The organism is Brevundimonas sp. (genome assembly GCF_036732845.1).
Taxonomy (GTDB): Bacteria; Pseudomonadota; Alphaproteobacteria; order Caulobacterales; family Caulobacteraceae; genus Brevundimonas.
In genome coordinates, this window is record NZ_DAINBO010000001.1 from 49,450 (window position 1) to 65,814 (window position 16,365).

The following is a 16,365-nucleotide window of genomic DNA, read 5'->3' on the forward strand; positions in this document are numbered from 1 at the left end:
GCGGTCTTTCGCTCTCGTTCGGACGGTTACTGGGCGGGCGCGGGAGCGGCGGCCGGGGCGGCTTGGCCCCGCTGTTCCGGCGTCAGGCTCGACGTCGGCGGAATGGCGTCCATGGCCGTCACGATCTGCGGCAGGGCGGGCGCGATGCCGGTGTCGATGGTGTCGATGGCCGCCTGGGCGCGCTGACGCACCTGATCCGGCACGTCCTGCCCCAGTTGCAGTTGCACGAAGGCGGCGCGGGCCGGTTGGATCTGTCCCATCTGCAACTGCGCCAGGGCCAGGGCCTCCTGGGCGAAGGCGCGCAAGGGGCGGCCTTCCTTGGTCAGCGGCTCAACCCGCTTTTGGATATCGGCGAACTTGGCCGCGTCGATCCGGCCTTCCATCAGCAGGAAGACGGCCTTCAGCGCCGCCTGATCGCTCAGCAGCGGATCGCGCGAGGCCTTGGCGGCCTGGTCCAGCAGGCGGACGGCCTCGTCCTTGTTGTTGCGTTGCAGGGCCAGGCCGGCCTGTTGCGACAGGGCCAGGGCCTTATAGGCGCCGTTGCCCGCCTTGACCGCCTCGGCGAAGGCGGTGTCGGCGCCGGTCAGGTTGTTGGCCTGCAAGGCCTCCATGCCGCGGTCATAGGCGACCGAGGCCTTGTTCGCCTGCGACGTCTGCCACGTATCCCAGCCCCACCAGGCCAGGGCCACGGCCAGGGCCACGGCCAATACGCCGCCGACAACCGGCAGCCAGCGACGCGCCATGCGCGAATAACGGTCGGAGCGAAGGTCTTCCTCGACCTGTTCGAAGACATCAACCACGGAAAGTTCGCCCCAAATCTCTGATCAGCAAAGCCGCGCGACCCTAGAGGGTCGCAACCGCCGCCGCAACGCGAACGGCTACGGCTGAACCGGCTTTTTCGAGAAGTAGGTCTCGACTTCGGCAGGAAAACGGCGGGCGCGCACGTCGGCGGCGTATCGACCGACCGCCGCGCCGATGTCGTTTCGCAGATCGGCGTAGCGCCGAACGAATTTCGGCGTCCAGTCGAACACGCCCAACATATCCGACACGACCAGGATCTGTCCGTCGCAGGCGGCCGAGGCGCCGATGCCGATGGTCGGCTTGTCGATGGCCTGGGTGATCTCGCGCGCCAGGCCTTCGGCCACGCCCTCGATGACGACCGAAAAGGCCCCGGCGTCGGCGGTGGACTCGGCCTCGGCCATGACCCGCAGGCGCTCTTCGTCGGTGCGGCCCTTGGCCTTGAAGGCGCCGTCGGTCAGCACCGCCTGGGGCCGCAGACCGACATGGCCCATCACCGGTATGCCGCGCTGGACCAGATAGGCGATGGTTTCCGGCACGGTCGGGCCGCTTTCCAGCTTCACGCCTTGCGCGCCCGTCTCCTTCATCACGCGGGCGCAGTTGCGATAGGCCTCTTCCTTGTCGCCCTCATAGCTGCCGAAGGGCATGTCGATCACGACCATGGCCTTCTTGGCGCCGCGCATGACCGCCTGGCCGTGCAGGATCATCATCTCCAGCGTCACGCCGACGGTGTTGGGCAGGCCGTGCACCACCATGCCGACGCTGTCGCCGACCAGCAGCAGGTCGCAATGCGCGTCCAGGATCTCGGCCGTCGGCGCGTCATAGGCCGTCAGACAGACGATCGGCTCGCCGCCTTTCCGCGCCAGGATGTCGGGCGCGGCGAGACGACGAACCGTCTCCTGCTTCTGGCTGGACATCACGTCTCCTGGGACAGTTTCACGGCTCCGGCGGCCATCAGGGCGACCAGCGCCCCGGCCGTGATCCAGAATAGCTGCATCGCGCCCATGGACCCAAGGCTCAATCCGGCCAGGCCCATCTGGTCCAGGCTGGACTGGATGTCCGACTGGGCGGCGGTGATCACCGAGCGGGCGCCGCCATCCAGCGACCGGCCGGTCAGCATATTCTCGACGCCCTGGAAATTCAGGCTGATGGTCTCGCGCACGGCGATGGCGCCGCCGACCAGGCCGGCCAGGGCCAGGGCCAGGCCGCGAAACCGCGTGCGCGACGCCAGCTTCGCCTCCACCTCGACCGCGAACAGCTCGGCGTCGGCCATCCGCGGCGTTCGCGAAAACAGCCGCTCCACGAACGGATCGAACTCGTCAGCCGACATGAACGGCCCTCCCGGACAGCGGCTCCGGCTGAAGCCGGGCGCGGAGTTTATCCAGACCACGTTTGACATGAGACTTCACCGTTCCGAGCGGCAGATTCATGGCGGCGGCGATTTCAGGATGGGCCATTCCCGCCCCGTGACACAGAGAGACGCAGAGCCGCTCGGTCTCGCTCAGCGTCTTGAGCGCGTCGTCCAGGTCCATGTGGCCGGGCGTATCGACGGCGGGCGCCGCCTCCTCAAGCGTGCTTTCGGCCACATAGCGCGCCTCCTTGGCCCGCTTCTTCAGATACAGGCGCGCCGCGATCCGCTTGACCCAGCCCGCGAAGGGACCGTCGCCGCGAAACTCCGCGCACTTCTCGAAGGCTTGCAGGAAGGCGTCCTGGGCGATGTCGTCGGCCAGGGACGCCTCGGCGCCCATCCGGCGCAGCAGGCCCCGCACGGCGGAGCCGTGTCGTCGGACCAGTTCGCCGAACTCGCGCCGCCCGCCCGCCGCCGCCAGGGCGGCGAGTTCGACGTCGTGGAGATCACGCAGTAACATGGGACTGAACCTTTGGAACCGGCTCTCAGTCCTTGTTCTTGTTGAAGAAGCTCAGCACCAGATAGGCCAGACCGACGGTCGCCGGAACGGCGGCCAGACCCAACAGGCCGTTCGAGCCGTTATCGTCCCAGCTATTGTTGTACCTGTTGATCAGGCTGAAGGCGGCCATGCCGACGCCCACCGCCAGCCAGATGACGCCCCGACGGATGTCGCGGGTGCGCGACGGGGTGTTGCGGGCGGCCTCCTTCGACAGGGCGTCGATGACTTCAGGCGGCATGGGCTGGCCCTTGTCGATGGCGGCGCGCACCGTCTTCTGCATGTCGCGGCGCTCGCGCGTCTTGAAATAGGACGGCCCGACGATGATCGCCGTGATGGTGCCGAAGACCGACAGGATGGCGATGACCGGAATGAAGTCTTCCATGTGAATTCCTCGCTTTGCGTTGACCACGGCCCAGCGTGACGACCGGGCCTTCTGACAACAAGAGGCGGCGAAGACCGCTTACGGATGCGCAAGAGAAGATGAAACTTTCGACAGGTCGTTGAAACCGGTTACAACACGGCGGCCAGACGCTTGGGAGACCGTCATGATCGCTCGCCGCACCCTGATTTCAGGTCTGGCCGTCACCGGGTTGGCCGCCACGGGTCTGGCCGCCTGCGCCACGACGCCCGCCGCGTCTGGCCGCCGCCTGCGGCTGGCCTGTTTCAACATCTGGCACAATCAGGGCGACTGGCCCGCCCGCCTGATCCTGCTGACCGAGGCCCTGCGCGCCACGGACGCCGACGTCATCGCCCTGCAAGAGGTGCTGGAGGACGCCAACGTCGGCCTGCCCAACCAGGCCCGCACCCTGGCCCAGGCCCTGGGCGGCTATCAGGTGTATTTCTCGTCGGTCGACGCCGAGGGCGGGCCGCGCCGCTACGGCAACGCCATTCTGTCGCGCCTGCCGGTGCTGGCCCACGACTGGAAGAAGCTGGAGCCGCTGGACGACTATCGCACCGCCATCCGCGCCCGCGTCGATCTGGGCGGTCGCGCCGTCGACATCGTCAACACCCACCTGGCCTATCAGGCCGACGCCCAGGCCGTGCGCGCCCGCCAGATCGCCGATCTGATGGCCTGGCTGCCCGCCGACGCCACGCCCCTGATCGTCATGGGCGACTTCAATGCGGTTCAGGAGGACGCGGGCCTGAACGCCCTGACCGGCCCGCGCTTCTTCAGCGCTCTGCCTCGGGGCAGCGTCGACACCACCCTGAACCCGGCCAAGGGACATCAGCCGCGCGTCATCGACCACATCTTCGCCGAGACCGCGACCTTCGCGCCGGTCGAGGCGCATCGCATCGGCGACCAGCCGGTGAACGGGGAATATCCGTCAGACCATTTCGGCGTGGCCGCGACCGTCAGCCTGCGTTGAAACGCCGGTTCAGGGCCAGGGCCGACACCGCCGTCAGCCCGCCCAGGGCCAGGGCCGTCATCGTCGGCGCCAGGATCTGACCCAGCGTCTCGCCCAGGACCCCGGCCACCGGCTGAAGTCCCCACAGGGCCGCCGTCGCCGCGATGGCCCAAGGCGCCATGGCCCCCGCCGTCGCCCAGGCGCGCCGCAAGGCGATCCGTTCGGCCAGCGCCGTCTCGAACGCCAGGTCGCGCGCGGGCGGCGTCTGGGCGGCGAACAGCCGGTTCAGCTTGTCCTCAGGCGTCATCAGGCCCTCCGAGCGCCTTCAACAGGCGCGCTCGACCTCGCGCAACATGCGACTTCACCGTGCCCAGAGGCAAGCCCAGGGCCGCCGACGCCTCTCCGTGCGACCAGCCGTCGGCCAGACACAGAGCCACACAGGCCCGCACGTCGGGCGCCAGATCGGCCATCGCCTCGGCCAAGGCCATGCGATCCTCGTTCGAGATCCCGGCCGGCGTCTCGGCCTCGTCCAGCCAGGCGGCGTCGCGGGCGGCGGACCTGCGGCTGGAGCGGATGCGGTCCTGCGCGCGGCGCCAGGCGATGCCCAGCAGCCAGGCCCGCACCCCCGTCGGCGACTTCAACGACCGCAGGGTTCGCCAGGCGGCCAGAAAGGTCTCTTGCGCCACGTCGTCCGCCTCGGCCCAGCCGCCGCCCAGGGTCCGGCGCAGAAAGCCGCGCACCGCCGCCTGATGCCGCTCGACCAGCCGGGCGAAGGCCGCGTCCGACCCTTCGCGCGCGCGCAGCACCAGTTCCGCGTCGTCGGTCAACGCCCCGCCCCCCGCGTGCGCCCCTCGCGATCACTCGCCGTCTCGACGACGGCCCCGGTTCATCACGGCCGAGACCAGACAGGCCGCGCTCAAGGCGGCCAGCACGAAGGTGACGATCAGAAAGGCGTCGCCCGCCCCATACATGTCCGTAAAGCTGGCGTAGCCGAACCCGGCGGCCATCAGGCCGAACAGCACCACCGAGAACCAGGCCCCCTCGCCACGCCCCGCGCGGCGGCTCTTGGCGTCGCCGAAGAATTCGGTGTCGGCGTCGATCGGCCGGTCCAGCACCTTCAACAGGGCCTCGGGCGGCTCCTGCCCCTTTTCGGCATAGGTGCGCAGCAGGCTCAGCGTCTCTTTCTGGCGTCGATAGTTCAGAAAACTGCTCACGGCCCCGGTCACGAACCAGGCCATCGGAAACAGCAGCCACCAGTACGAACGGAACAGGTCTTCCATCGTCTTGTTCTCCATGCGCCCGACCCCTGTCGGCGCGCCTTCATTGGGTAGTCGTCACGCGCGGGCGAACCGGATGCGGCGCGACGAGAGGTTTTTCTCAGACTGGCCGATTCCGCCGACGGCGCCTAATCTATGGGTTCGGACGGAGACTCGCATGACCCAGATCACCTATCGCATCGTCGAACATGATGGAGGCTGGGCCTATCGCCTGGGCGACACCTATTCCGAGACGTTCGCCTCGCACGCCGACGCCCACGCCGCCGCCGTCCGCGCCGCGCGCGAACAGCGCGTCTCGGACGAGACCGCCTGGATCGAATATGAGACGGCCAACGGCGAATGGGTCACCGAACGCGCCGACGGCCACGACCGCCCGCGAACCGACGTCGAAGATTAGGCCAGGGCCGCGGCGTAAACCTCGGGCTTGAACCCGGCGATGCGACGACCGCCCAGGTCCAGCATCGGGCGTTTGATCATCGACGGCTGGGCCAGCATCAGCGCGACCGCCTTGTTCGCATCCAGCCCCGTCTTGTCCGCCTCGGGCAGGGCGCGAAAGGTCGTGCCCGACCGGTTCAGCACCGTCTCCCAGCCCAGATCCTCGACCCAGGTCTCCAGCCTCGCCTGGTCGATCCCGGCCTTCTTATAGTCGTGGAAGACATAGGCCGCGCCGTTCTGGTCCAGCCAGGTCCGGGCCTTCTTGACCGTGTCGCAGTTGGGGATGCCGTACATCGTGATCATGGCGTCGCATCTGGCCGGGGACGCGCGCGCGATCAAGGGGTTTGCGCCTGACCCCACGGGCATTTTATCAATGCTGACCCCACGCGAGGAGCCTCGACGTGCCTCAGCCTCACGCCATCACCCCCTTTCTCTGGTTCGACGACAAGGCCCAGGAGGCCGCCGCCTTCTACGTCTCCCTGTTCGGCGACAGCCGCGTCGTCAGCGCCAATCCCATGATGACGGTGTTCGAACTGTCGGGACGCCAGTTCATGGCTTTGAACGGCGGCCCCCGTTTCCCGTTCACCGAGGCCGTCTCCCTGTATGTCCATTGCGACGACCAGGCCGAGGTCGACCGGCTGTGGGACGCCCTGACCGCCGACGGCGGGACGGAAAGCCAGTGCGGCTGGCTGAAGGACCGTTACGGCCTGTCCTGGCAGATCATTCCCGCCGCCCTGCCCCGCTATTTCTCCGATCCCGACCGCGCCAAGGCGGATCGGGTCATGCAGGCCATGCTGAAGATGCGAAGGATCGTCATCGCCGATCTGGACGCCGCCGCCGTCGGCTGATCCTGTGGCGGTCATGAAACTCTACCTCCATCCCTTCTCGTCCTATTGCTGGAAGGCGCTGATCGCCTTGCATGAGAACGACATCCCGTTCGAGACCCGGTTCGTCGAGGACGCGGGGGCGATGGACGAACTGGCCGCGCTGTGGCCGCTGAAGCGCTTTCCTCTGCTGGTCGATGACGACCGGACGGTGATGGAGGCCACCGCCATCATCGAACACCTGGCCGTGCATCATCCCGGTCCCGTCGCCCTGATTCCCGCCGATCCGGCGGCGGCGGTCGAGGTGCGGATGATGGACCGGGTCTTCGACAACTATGTCATGACGCCCCAGGGCCGCATCGTCTTCGACGCCATCCGCCCCGAGACCCAGCGCGATCCCTACGGCGTCCAGGAACAGCGCCGCATGCTGGACCAGATCTATGTCTGGTTGAACGACCGCATGGCCGGGCGCGAATGGGCGACGGAGCACGGCTTCAGCCTGGCCGACTGCGCCGCCGCCCCATCGCTGTTCTACGCCGACTGGACCCACGCCATTCCGGCCGAGCTTGAGCACCTATGGGCCTATCGCGCCCGTCTGCTGGCCCGCCCCTCGGTCGTTCGCTGCGTCGACGACGCCCGACGCTTCCGCCACTATTTCCCGCTGGGCGCGCCAGATCGAGACTAGTCGCCCATCGCCAGCATGCGGCGTTCGCCCTGGGCGTTGACGCCGAACCAACGGCCGCCTTCGCGCAGCGCGGCCTCCAGGATCGGGCGTCCGGTGCGCGCGTCCCATTCGGGATAGACCTGCACGGCGATCACCCGGCCGCCGTAAAGGGGGCTGACGGCGTCCACCACCGTATGGCCGACCAGAATGCGGCTGACGCCGTAGAATTCCAGCGACCGCTCGACGTCCGCGCGCGGCATATAGGGGCGGTCGGGCCGGGCCTGTTCGGGGAAATAGCCCCGGAACCACTGCGGCCCGAAGGTCCCGGCGACCAGGGCCGCCACGGGATCGAGTTCCTCCTTGCGGGCCACCGGCGTGTCCAGGCTGCGACGGATGCCGGCGTTGATGTCCGCGACCGTCAGCCCGGCGTCCACGACCTGCGGCGATATTCCGCCGTGCGCCAAAAGCAGGTCCCCCAGCTTCAGCACCGCCGGGCGCGACCGCAGCCAGTCGCCCAGCACGCTCTCGGCCGTGAACAGGTCCGTATAGCTGGCCGCGCCCAGGATGGCCGCCGTCTGCGGATAGCGCGGATGCAGATAGCGCAGATCGCCGCGTAGATTCATCGAATCGTGATTGCCCAGCAGCACATGCAGCGCCCCGCCCGCCGCCCGGGCCTCGGTCTCCAGCTTGTAGAACAGCCACAGGATTTCGAGCTGGTGCGCGCCTCGGTCGAACATGTCGCCGGTCACCACCATCTGGCCGTCGCCGAAGGCCCAGCGCAGGTTCGCGTCGATCACCCCTTGGCGCCGCAGGAACTCCACGACGATCTCATATTCCCCATGGGTGTCGGCCAGCACCATCAGCCGCGCATCGGGGCTTAGCGGCAGGGTGTCCGCGCCCTGGCCCTGAACAGGCGGGCGCAAGGGAACGGTGAAGGCCGGAACCTCGCCCACCGCCGCGACCGTGATCGCGCCGCGCGGCGCGATGCGCTGCTCCACGGACGTCAGCTCGGGCGACACGCCGCGCGCCAGCCATCCGCGAGACGGTCCCGGCGTCACATAGGGACCGTCGCCCGCCGCCGTGATGCTCGCCGGGTCCGGCCGCTGCTGCGCCTGAACGGCGACGGCCAGGCCCAGGGCCGCAGCCAGCGCCGCCGCGCCGATGGCCCGTCGCGTGATGCGGCTCACTCCCACTCGATTGCTCTAAGCTGGATAAAATCATGAATCAGTTGGTTTTTTCGCGGCCCACCTACTTTAACACCGGCTCGCCGCCCGACCGTTCGGCTTGGTTCTGAAAACATTAGATAAATAGACCGATGTAAAAACCGCGTGATCGCGCAATCTTTCGAGACGTATTGACAATCTCAAACTCGAATTAACAATCGACTCTTGCGCGTTCACTTGCCTCCGCTAGACTAGCATGAACAGAACCTACATCGCCATCGCTGACGCCGGCAGAGCGTAGTGCATAACCAGCATCCAGATCGCCATGGCGATCATCATCAGGTTCTCGGTCAGGGATAGGAAGCCAAGCGGCACATTGCTGTCTCCACCGACGCAGGCGCATTTCAGTTCGCGCTTGTCGATGTAGACAGCCTTGAAGACCGAGGCCGCGCCAATGCCGCCGATGAACAGGGCCACCGGGACCGACAACCAGGTCAGGACGCCCGCGACCATCAACGCGCCTGCCCCGAACTCGGCGAACGGATAGACCTTGCCGTATGGCACCCACCGCTTGGCCAGCAGGTCGTAGTTCAGGAACATGGATGAGAAGCTCTCGATGTTCTGGAGCTTCAGCATGGCGAGGGCCATCATAGACAGGGCGATAAACCACTCCCCTGCCCGCACGGTGAACGGCGTGCCAAAAATCGTCAGGCTGAGCATCGTCGCCATCACGGCGGTGGTCAGGAAGACGACGAGGACCGGCGTGTAGGTGGTCGCCTTGGGATCGCGGACCTTGAGACCGAGATAGCGGCGCAGATCGTCGTGGCCGCCGACACGCTGGCCGTCGATGAAGACCTGAGGCGTCGTCTTGACGCCGTGCTCGGCCTTGAAGGCGTCGGTCTGCTCGCGGGTCGTGAGCCAGTGGTCCTCGACCTTGTAGCCCCGGCTCTTGAGAAGATGCCGGGCCTTGAGCCCCCACGGACAGGTGTGGTCGGGCATCACCATCCGATAGATGACAGCGGTCTTGGTCATTGCAGGCTCCTTGATCTTCAAATCCGAGCTACAGCTCTTAGGTTCCGTACCTAGATACGGAGTCAAGCATGAACGTTCGGACGATCGCAGGGTTGGCGCGAGACGGCGGCGTCGGGGTGGAGACTGTCCGCTTTTATCAGCGTCGCGGATTGCTTTCGACGCCTGACAAATGGTCGCGTGATGGCGCTGGCGCGGGCGTTCGACGCTATGGCGAGGAGGACGTGCGCCAGCTGAAGTTCATTCGCTCCGCACAGACGGCGGGCTTCACCCTCGAGCAGATAAAAGAGCTGTTGTCGCTCGACGCTGGCGAGGATCGCACGCGCGCCCGTGCGTTGGCCGCGGAGAGGCTGGAGGCGCTGGATCGAACCATCTCCGATCTTGAGGGGGCGAGAGCGGCGTTGCGCCGACTGGCGAGCGCTTGCGCGGCGAACGACAGCGGACCGTGTCCGATCATTTCGGCCTTTCAGGGTGAAAAGGTTTGAAATCTTGCCCTGTCTTGGCGAACGGGGTGCGAGGGCCGGCAGCCGTCCCGCCTGGGAAAAACCCGACTGCGTGGCCACGCAAGCGCGAGGACCGGAACGTCCCGCAGCCAGAACTGTTCGTTGATCATCACTTTCGGAGAACGAAGATGTCGATCAAACTGAACGTTGGTCTGGCGACCGCCGCGCTATCCGTGCTCCTCACGGCGTGCAATCCTGCGGGACAGGCCGATAGAACCGCGACTGCCGACTCGGGGTCGGCGGCCGAACACAGCGTTCCGGCGGTCCAGCCGATGGCGGGGCCCGAGACGCCCTTTTCCACCTCTGAACTGCAGATGCATCAGGCCATGATGCAGGCGCACGGCGCAGACCCGCAGGAGACCTACGCCCTGAAGATGATCGAGCACCACCGGGGCGCCATTGCCATGTCGGAGGTTCTGATGCGCGAGAACCCGGACGCTGCGCTCCGCGAGATGGCCGAAAAGACGATTACGATGCAGCGCCAGGAGATCACGGCGCTGGAGCAGTGGGTCGCGCAACATCGGTCCGCCGCGGCAACCCCCGCTTCGGGTTCGGTCCAGCCCGGAGCCTGACGCGGGACGAATACGCGCGGGGACTGGTCTGCCCGTGCGTATTTGCTTTTGAACGGCGTCGATCGTCGGCGTCTGTCCGCCGGCGGGAGGTCACTCATGCACGAAAAGAGCTATCGCAACCTCGCGATTGAACTCATCGTCCACTTCATCATCATGTATTTGGTGATGTTCACGATGATCGCGACGCTCGATCACTTCAACTTCAATCTGAACAATCTCTACATGACGCTGATGATGGTCGCGCCAATGGCTGTCCTCATGCTGGTTCTGATGCGCGAGATGTATCCGAACAATCGGCTCAACCTGGCCATTGGGCTGGCCTCGGTGATCATCTTCGCGGGCAGCTTCTACGCCATGCGCACCCAGGCGGCGATCGGCGACAAGGAACTCATTCGAGGAATGATCCCCCACCACTCCGGCGCGATCCTGATGTGCGGCAAGGCCAAGCTGAGCGACCCGGAACTGGTCGCGCTGTGCGCAGAGATCGTCGAGGCCCAGAAGCGCGAGATCCGACAGATGCAGGCGATTCAGGATCGGCTTTGACGGCTCTTCCGGCGGGACACGTCCGCCGGTCCCGCCAACTCGCCATTCCCGTTCGAGGTGGCCTCGCTCGCCGCCCCGAGTGTTGTCGTCGGTTTCACGGCGTGAGGTCGGCCAGCGTCGGCCGCCGTTGGCGAGGGGAAAGTCGATGCGACGCGTAGACTAGTCGAAGGCCGGACCGGCCACTCGTCAGGAGACACAGTATGCGTGCATTCAACCCCGTTCCCTATGCGGCCCTGGCGACTGCGGTCGTCCTCGCCGCTGGACCTGCGGCAGCTCACGCTCGTCTTGTCAGCGCCACGCCCGCGCCGAACGCCACAGTCGGTGCGACCCGCACGCTGACCTTGACCTTCAGCGAGCGCTCTGTGCCTGCGTTCTCCGGCTTCGACGTGGTCAACTCGGCCGGCGAGAAGCTCGCGGTCCGCACTTCGGTCGCTGAAGACGGCAAGACCCTGACCGGGACTCTGACGCGACCGCTGACTGCTGGCGACTATCGCGTCGACTGGCGCATCGCCTCGAGCGACGGTCACCGCATGACCGGCTCGTACACCTTCACGGTGCGCTGACGCCGTGCTCGAGATCGCGGTCGTCGCGCTCCGGTGGCTCCAGTACGCCGGAGCCGTCGTCCTTCTCGGGACGCCGTTGTTCCTGCTGTACACCTTCAGGCGCGGCGACGGCGTGGATCTCACCTGGTCGCGCGCGATCCTGATAGGGTCAGGTTTGGTCGTCGTCGCGAGCGCGCTCCTGGCGCTACTCGCACAGACAGCGGTCATGGCGGGCTCGCTGGCGGAAGCCATCAAGCCTGTGTCTCTGTCTTTCATGATCACCGGCACGGCCTTGGGGAAAGCCATGGTCGCGCGGGCCGCCCTCGCCCTCGCAGCCGTCGTCGCGGTCCTGGCCTTGAGACCGGGCAAGACGGCCTGGAGCATCTCGCTAGGCCTTGGGCTCTTCGTGGTCGCGAGCTTCGCTTGGACTGGACACGGCGCGGCGACAGAAGGCCCCGAGGGCCTGGTCCACCTCGCCTCCGACATCGTCCATTCCGTCGGGGCGGCCCTTTGGCTTGGTGCGCTTGTAGCGCTGACGATCCTGCTGCTTCGCCGCCCCGGGGTCGACGATGGGGCCCTCTACCGTGCCTTGCATGGGTTCTCGGGCCTGGGCACGCTCGTCGTAGCCCTTCTTGTGGCCACGGGTCTCGCGAACAGCTGGTTCCTCGTCGGATCGGAGCGTTTCGTGAACCTTGGCGAAAGCCTCTATGGACAGCTTCTGATCGCCAAGCTGGCGCTCTTCGTGCTGATGCTGGGCCTGGCGGCGGACAACCGTTTCCGCCTGACACCCGCCCTGCGTCTGGAACTGGAGCACACAGGACAGTCAATCTCGGCGGTTCGACGGCTGCGGCGCAGTATCGTCACGGAGACGGCCCTCGGGCTCGTCGTCCTCGCCGTCGTCGCGCTTATGGGCACCCTCCCTCCGCCGGTCGCGACGTGATCCGACGATCTAGTGGCCCGCGGCGTGGAGCACCGCTGCGGTCGTGGCGCCATTCTCCGAGGTCGAGATGTTGTCACGTCCTCCCATTGGGCTTCCCGGATCCCGGCTTAAGCGGACAAATACGGTCTGAACGCCGCGCGCTTTCGCACTGAGGCGTTCAAACCGGAGAGGCGGATTACCGCGGAGCGCGCGACGACCAGTGAATGTGATGGATGCGCCAGCCGTCGGCGTGGCGCTTTAGCACCATGGTTTCCGTTGTCAGACGGTCCACGGCGCGTCCGTTGAACTGACCGGTGGTGCGGCCTTCGCTCGTGATCCACGCCACATCGCCGTCCGCCCAGCCCGATCTGCGGCTTACGACATTGTCCGACGCGGCCGCGAAGGCGGCGTCCGACGCAAGATGGTGAGAGGCGTATTCGTCGCGCGAGCGCTCCGCTCCGCCCTCTTCAAAGATCATGACGTCGGGGGCCAGAAGCAACAGGGCGGCAGATGTGTCACCGGCCTTGAGCGCGGCATGGAAGGCATCGACGGTCGTGGCCGCCTCCGTCGCTTCCGCGCTGATCGACCCCGCGGTCTGGGCATGGCCGTGAGAATGGTCCTGCGCGACAGCGGGCGTCACCGACAGGACGGCGAGAGAGAGGGCGAGAACGAGAGGTTTGGGGGACATGATGGGCTCCGGCTTATGAATCAGGTGAGACAAGGTCAGGTCAGGTGGGCGGGTTGTGACGGGCGAACACCTGCGTCGCGCCGGAGCGAAGCACCAGCAGCGTGTCGTAAGGGTCCTTGTGTCCCTGCGGCGTCTCCATGCCGGGCGAACCGAGGGGCATGGCCGGAACCGCGAGACCGAGCGCTGCCGGCCGCTCGGCAAGCAACCGTATGACGTCCCGTGCCGGAACATGGCCCTCTACGACATAGCCATCAATCAACCCGGTGTGGCAGGAGGCCAGGCTGTCCGGAAGCCCCCGGCTGCTGCGGACGGATTGGAGGCTCGGCAGAACGGTGATGGTCGTGTTGAAGCCAGCCTCCCGCATGTGCGAGATCCAGGCGTCGCAGCACGCACAGGTTGGCGTCTTGAAGACCGTGAGGGTTCTCGACGCCTGGGTCTGGGCGCAGGCTGTTCCGGTCAGGGCGACGCTGACGGCGGCGCCTAAGAAAAGCCTTCGGTGGAGGTAGGCGGTCGTCAAAAGGGCTCTCCCTGATCGCTGTGAACGGTGCGTCTGGCGTCGGCATCCGGCATCCGACCGAAGGTGCGCCGCCTCAGCCACTGGCGGCTCGGTCGCTCGACCAGACCATAGATGGCGGCCGCCGCGGCGAGGGTCACCGCCAGCATCGCCGCCAGTTCCAGAAGCCCCATTCGATAGTCGCCCGGCCGGCCCCCGATGGCCTGGGCGGCATTGCGCCAGACCATCAGGATCGGAATATGGACGAGGTAGAGGGCGAACGAGGCCTCACCGGCGAAGATTGCGACCGGGTGCGACAGGAAGGTTCTGACACCCGCCTTGGCGAGCAGCGCCAAGGCGAGAACGAAGGGTCCCGACGCGGCGACGATAAGGCGATCATCGGCCCCGATCTGCATAGCGAGCAAGAGGAGCGCGGTGGCTCCGACGGCGCCGACGATCGCGACGCGCGGGGACGGCGCCCAGCGCGCTCCGAGATAGTAGAGGCCAATCCCGAGCAGGAACTCCGGAATGATGCGCAAGACGCCCATATTGTCTTCCGCCCGGGGCAGAACCGAGCCGAACCAATGCCGGTAGATCGCATCCAGCAGGATGAACAGGCTCGTCGCCGCCGCTACGAGCATCCATGGCCTGTGTCGAAACCGCAGGGCGACCGCAGCATAGGCTGGAAAAGCGAGATAGACGAACCATTCGGCTGACAGCGACCAGGCGGGACCGTTCCACAGGACCATCCCGTCTCGCGGCAACCAGGCCTGAACCAAAAAGAGGGTGGCCAGAAAATCCGCAGGATTGAACCGCCCGGGCTCCAGGCCGATGCCCAACACCGGCGCGGCGAGCACCAGCAACAGCATCGCCAACAGGATGAACAAATGCGCCGGGTATATGCGCGCGAACCGCGCCGCGATGAACCGCCTGTAGTTCACTGGCTGATCACCCTGCAGGTAAACGTGGGTGAGGATGAACCCAGACAGGATGAAGAAGATATCGACCCCGAGACGGGCCCGGTTTAACAGTCCGGCCGCACCTTCGGGCAGCGTCCATTGCAGCTGGTAGTGAAACAGCACCACGCCGAGCGCGAGGAAGAACCTCACCCCCGTCAGCGGATCGAGCCGATCCGGAAACGGACCCGCGGCCGGATCTGTCCTCTCGCTCACATCGCCTCCCCCGACACGAGCGGGTCCTCCCGGTCGTTCTCTGGTATCTACGCGGCGGACATCTCGTCCCCTCGTAAGGGGCCGGACGGTTTGGCGCGTATGGCAAAGGGGGCGTGATGCAGGTGCGCAATGACTGATGAGATCGAACGACTGATTGCGGCGGAAGGGCCAGACGATGCGGGGCGGCTGGACGGCCTGGAAGACGCTGTCTGGACACGGATCGCCGTGCGCCGGGAGGCGGCGTCAATGGGCCAGGTTCGGGTCGCCGCCGTAGGGCTGGCGCTCGTGCTCGGCGTGGCCAACGGTGGATTGCTCCTCGTGGCGTCGCCGCGGCCTGAGCCGTCTGAGTTGCGCATCTTCACCGTCTCGGCGGGCCTGTCGCCGCTCGGTCCACTGGATGCCCGGGGATGAGAGCGCGCTGGAAATCGATCGTCCTGACAGCCGTGCTGGCGGCGCTCGCCAGCGGCGCGGCGACCTGGGCGAGCGCAACCTGGGTCATGCGCGAGCGTCAGCCGCCGAGCCTGCATAGCGTCGTCCATGAGCAGTTGAACCTGAGCGCCGAACAGGATGGTCGTCTGGACGCGATCGAAGCGCGCTTCGCCGCGCGCCGCCCCGGGCTGGAGGCAGAAGTGCGAGCCGCCAACCGCGAGCTCGCCGCCGCCATCGCTGCAAGCGATGGCAACACGCCCCAGGTGCAGGCGGCGGTGGATCACTTCCACGTGGCCATGGGCGATCTGCAGAAAGCGACTATCGCCCACGTCTTCGAGATGCGGTCGGTGCTCACCCCGGCGCAGGCCGAGGTCTTCGACGCCGCGGTGGTGGACGCCCTGCGTGCCGACGCCGGCTAGGCGGGGCCCGTGGACGACGGCGACAGCATTGAAGCCCGCGCGGCTGGCGGGGACGCGAGCGCGTTCAGCGCGTTGATGGCAGCGACCAAGGGGGATCTCTATCGGTTCGTGCGTCGCTATGTCGGCGACGAAGCGGAAGCGCACGACCTGCTCCAGGAAACTTACACCGCCGCATGGCTCGCCCTGCGAAGGTACGATCCGGCTCGCCCCTTCGAGGTCTGGCTCCGCTCGATCGCCCTGAACAAATGCAGGGACTGGAGCCGTCGGCGTGCGGTGCGTCGGGTGGTGCGCGGCGTCATGGGCCTCGACGCCCCCGAAGCGTCAGCGGTCCGGATGGAAACGCCATCTCCCGAAGCCCGACTCGACGATCGCCGCCGCGCCGAGGCGCTGCGCAGCGCGCTGACCCGCCTGCCGGACGGCCTCAAGGCCCCTCTCCTGCTCGCTACGCTCGAAGGTCGCTCGCACGGCGAGATCGCGGCGATCCTGGGCGTCACGACCAAGGCCGTGGAGACACGGATCGCCCGCGCCCGCAAGCGGCTGGCAGAGGACATGACTGTTCCCGGAAGCGCCTGACCTCCTCGTCTCGCCCGATGGTGAAGAGCGTCTTTTTTCGCGGTGTGGCGACCTGACGCAAGGGCGTTG

26 protein-coding genes are annotated in these 16,365 nt (G+C 66.8%); 12 read left to right on the plus strand and 14 right to left on the minus strand.

All coding sequences use genetic code 11. The features are described from left to right. Positions 1-26: 26 nt before the first annotated feature. The 5 genes from V7D63_RS00240 to V7D63_RS00260 form a co-directional block, all read right to left on the minus strand. Complete coding sequence (locus V7D63_RS00240) at positions 27-800, minus strand: tetratricopeptide repeat protein (RefSeq protein ID WP_333590268.1); 774 nt, start codon at positions 798-800, stop codon at positions 27-29. A 78-nt stretch (positions 801-878) separates the two neighbouring features. Beyond that, on the minus strand, positions 879-1,715 hold the full coding sequence (panB, locus tag V7D63_RS00245) for a 3-methyl-2-oxobutanoate hydroxymethyltransferase (RefSeq protein WP_333590269.1): 837 nt from the start codon (positions 1,713-1,715) through the stop codon (positions 879-881). Next, a complete protein-coding gene (locus tag V7D63_RS00250) occupies positions 1,715-2,128 on the minus strand; it encodes a hypothetical protein (RefSeq protein ID WP_333590270.1) in 414 nt (137 codons plus the stop codon). Before V7D63_RS00250 ends, panB begins: the two co-directional genes overlap by 1 nt. Further along, on the minus strand, positions 2,118-2,666 hold the full coding sequence (locus V7D63_RS00255) for an RNA polymerase sigma factor (RefSeq protein ID WP_333590271.1): 549 nt from the start codon (positions 2,664-2,666) through the stop codon (positions 2,118-2,120). Before V7D63_RS00255 ends, V7D63_RS00250 begins: the two co-directional genes overlap by 11 nt. A gap of 25 nt (positions 2,667-2,691) precedes the next feature. Next, a complete protein-coding gene (locus V7D63_RS00260) occupies positions 2,692-3,087 on the minus strand; it encodes a DUF6249 domain-containing protein (protein WP_333590272.1) in 396 nt (131 codons plus the stop codon). A gap of 163 nt (positions 3,088-3,250) precedes the next feature. Here V7D63_RS00260 and V7D63_RS00265 point away from each other — a divergent pair, with 163 nt between their 5' ends. Further along, positions 3,251-4,072 (plus strand): endonuclease/exonuclease/phosphatase family protein, encoded by an 822-nt coding sequence (locus V7D63_RS00265; RefSeq protein WP_333590273.1) that lies wholly within the window; start codon positions 3,251-3,253, stop codon positions 4,070-4,072. Here V7D63_RS00265 and V7D63_RS00270 read toward each other — a convergent pair. Genes V7D63_RS00270 through V7D63_RS00280 form a run of 3 tightly spaced genes read right to left on the minus strand, consistent with a single transcriptional unit; the run spans position 4,059 to position 5,346 of the window. Then, on the minus strand, positions 4,059-4,358 hold the full coding sequence (locus V7D63_RS00270; protein ID WP_333590274.1) for a hypothetical protein: 300 nt from the start codon (positions 4,356-4,358) through the stop codon (positions 4,059-4,061). The genes V7D63_RS00265 and V7D63_RS00270 overlap by 14 nt on opposite strands. Next, entirely contained in the window at positions 4,348-4,878 is a 531-nt protein-coding gene (locus V7D63_RS00275) for an RNA polymerase sigma factor (protein WP_333590275.1), read from the minus strand. Before V7D63_RS00275 ends, V7D63_RS00270 begins: the two co-directional genes overlap by 11 nt. Positions 4,879-4,908: 30 nt before the next feature. Continuing rightward, positions 4,909-5,346: a hypothetical protein gene (locus V7D63_RS00280; protein WP_333590276.1), complete on the minus strand. Its 438-nt coding sequence runs from the start codon at positions 5,344-5,346 to the stop codon at positions 4,909-4,911. 139 nt (positions 5,347-5,485) lie between these two features. On the opposite strand from V7D63_RS00280, the gene V7D63_RS00285 reads away from it, so the two are divergent. Next, a complete protein-coding gene (locus tag V7D63_RS00285; RefSeq protein WP_333590277.1) occupies positions 5,486-5,725 on the plus strand; it encodes a DUF2188 domain-containing protein in 240 nt (79 codons plus the stop codon). On the opposite strand, the gene V7D63_RS00290 is transcribed toward V7D63_RS00285, so the two are convergent. Then, positions 5,722-6,066: an ArsC family reductase gene (locus V7D63_RS00290; protein WP_333590278.1), complete on the minus strand. Its 345-nt coding sequence runs from the start codon at positions 6,064-6,066 to the stop codon at positions 5,722-5,724. The two genes, V7D63_RS00285 and V7D63_RS00290, sit on opposite strands and share 4 nt — an antisense overlap. Positions 6,067-6,164: 98 nt before the next feature. On the opposite strand from V7D63_RS00290, the gene V7D63_RS00295 reads away from it, so the two are divergent. Together V7D63_RS00295 and V7D63_RS00300 are read left to right on the plus strand one after the other, a co-directional pair. After that, positions 6,165-6,611, plus strand: a complete 447-nt coding sequence (locus V7D63_RS00295) for a VOC family protein (protein WP_333590279.1) — start codon at positions 6,165-6,167, stop codon at positions 6,609-6,611. Between the two features lie 13 nt (positions 6,612-6,624). Next, entirely contained in the window at positions 6,625-7,272 is a 648-nt protein-coding gene (locus tag V7D63_RS00300; RefSeq protein ID WP_333590280.1) for a glutathione S-transferase family protein, read from the plus strand. On the opposite strand, the gene V7D63_RS00305 is transcribed toward V7D63_RS00300, so the two are convergent. Beyond that, complete coding sequence (locus tag V7D63_RS00305; protein ID WP_333590281.1) at positions 7,269-8,438, minus strand: metallophosphoesterase; 1,170 nt, start codon at positions 8,436-8,438, stop codon at positions 7,269-7,271. The two genes, V7D63_RS00300 and V7D63_RS00305, sit on opposite strands and share 4 nt — an antisense overlap. 243 nt (positions 8,439-8,681) lie before the next feature. Beyond that, positions 8,682-9,446 carry a glutaredoxin family protein gene (locus V7D63_RS00310; protein WP_055808283.1) on the minus strand — a complete coding sequence of 255 codons (765 nt, stop codon included), beginning with the start codon at positions 9,444-9,446 and terminating at the stop codon, positions 8,682-8,684. A 68-nt stretch (positions 9,447-9,514) separates the two neighbouring features. Here V7D63_RS00310 and V7D63_RS00315 point away from each other — a divergent pair, with 68 nt between their 5' ends. The 5 genes from V7D63_RS00315 to copD all read left to right on the plus strand — a co-directional run bounded on the left by V7D63_RS00315 (position 9,515) and on the right by copD (position 12,543). Next, on the plus strand, positions 9,515-9,928 hold the full coding sequence (locus V7D63_RS00315) for a MerR family transcriptional regulator (RefSeq protein WP_054765702.1): 414 nt from the start codon (positions 9,515-9,517) through the stop codon (positions 9,926-9,928). Positions 9,929-10,074: 146 nt separating this feature from the next. Further along, positions 10,075-10,518 carry a DUF305 domain-containing protein gene (locus V7D63_RS00320; protein WP_333590282.1) on the plus strand — a complete coding sequence of 148 codons (444 nt, stop codon included), beginning with the start codon at positions 10,075-10,077 and terminating at the stop codon, positions 10,516-10,518. Positions 10,519-10,614: 96 nt separating this feature from the next. Further along, positions 10,615-11,061, plus strand: a complete 447-nt coding sequence (locus V7D63_RS00325) for a DUF305 domain-containing protein (RefSeq protein ID WP_066629159.1) — start codon at positions 10,615-10,617, stop codon at positions 11,059-11,061. 200 nt (positions 11,062-11,261) lie between these two features. Further along, the gene (copC, locus tag V7D63_RS00330; protein WP_296166753.1) at positions 11,262-11,624 is read left to right on the plus strand and encodes a copper homeostasis periplasmic binding protein CopC; all 363 of its coding nucleotides are present in this window, start codon (positions 11,262-11,264) and stop codon (positions 11,622-11,624) included. A gap of 4 nt (positions 11,625-11,628) precedes the next feature. Continuing rightward, positions 11,629-12,543 carry a copper homeostasis membrane protein CopD gene (gene copD / locus V7D63_RS00335; RefSeq protein WP_296166751.1) on the plus strand — a complete coding sequence of 305 codons (915 nt, stop codon included), beginning with the start codon at positions 11,629-11,631 and terminating at the stop codon, positions 12,541-12,543. Positions 12,544-12,718: 175 nt separating this feature from the next. On the opposite strand, the gene V7D63_RS00340 is transcribed toward copD, so the two are convergent. From V7D63_RS00340 to V7D63_RS00350, 3 genes are read right to left on the minus strand one after another with little or no spacing between them, the layout of a single operon-like run. Next, positions 12,719-13,210, minus strand: a complete 492-nt coding sequence (locus tag V7D63_RS00340; protein ID WP_017505545.1) for a YybH family protein — start codon at positions 13,208-13,210, stop codon at positions 12,719-12,721. A gap of 40 nt (positions 13,211-13,250) precedes the next feature. Then, positions 13,251-13,727 carry a DUF411 domain-containing protein gene (locus tag V7D63_RS00345; protein WP_066629153.1) on the minus strand — a complete coding sequence of 159 codons (477 nt, stop codon included), beginning with the start codon at positions 13,725-13,727 and terminating at the stop codon, positions 13,251-13,253. Further along, complete coding sequence (locus tag V7D63_RS00350) at positions 13,724-14,875, minus strand: acyltransferase family protein (RefSeq protein ID WP_333590283.1); 1,152 nt, start codon at positions 14,873-14,875, stop codon at positions 13,724-13,726. The genes V7D63_RS00345 and V7D63_RS00350 overlap by 4 nt, the downstream gene beginning before the upstream one ends. Positions 14,876-15,004: 129 nt before the next feature. On the opposite strand from V7D63_RS00350, the gene V7D63_RS00355 reads away from it, so the two are divergent. From V7D63_RS00355 to V7D63_RS00365, 3 genes are read left to right on the plus strand one after another with little or no spacing between them, the layout of a single operon-like run. Beyond that, entirely contained in the window at positions 15,005-15,286 is a 282-nt protein-coding gene (locus V7D63_RS00355) for a hypothetical protein (protein WP_017505548.1), read from the plus strand. Next, positions 15,283-15,723 (plus strand): Spy/CpxP family protein refolding chaperone, encoded by a 441-nt coding sequence (locus tag V7D63_RS00360; RefSeq protein ID WP_017505549.1) that lies wholly within the window; start codon positions 15,283-15,285, stop codon positions 15,721-15,723. The genes V7D63_RS00355 and V7D63_RS00360 overlap by 4 nt, the downstream gene beginning before the upstream one ends. A 9-nt stretch (positions 15,724-15,732) precedes the next feature. Next, a complete protein-coding gene (locus tag V7D63_RS00365; protein ID WP_296166747.1) occupies positions 15,733-16,296 on the plus strand; it encodes an RNA polymerase sigma factor in 564 nt (187 codons plus the stop codon). Positions 16,297-16,365 lie beyond the last annotated feature (69 nt).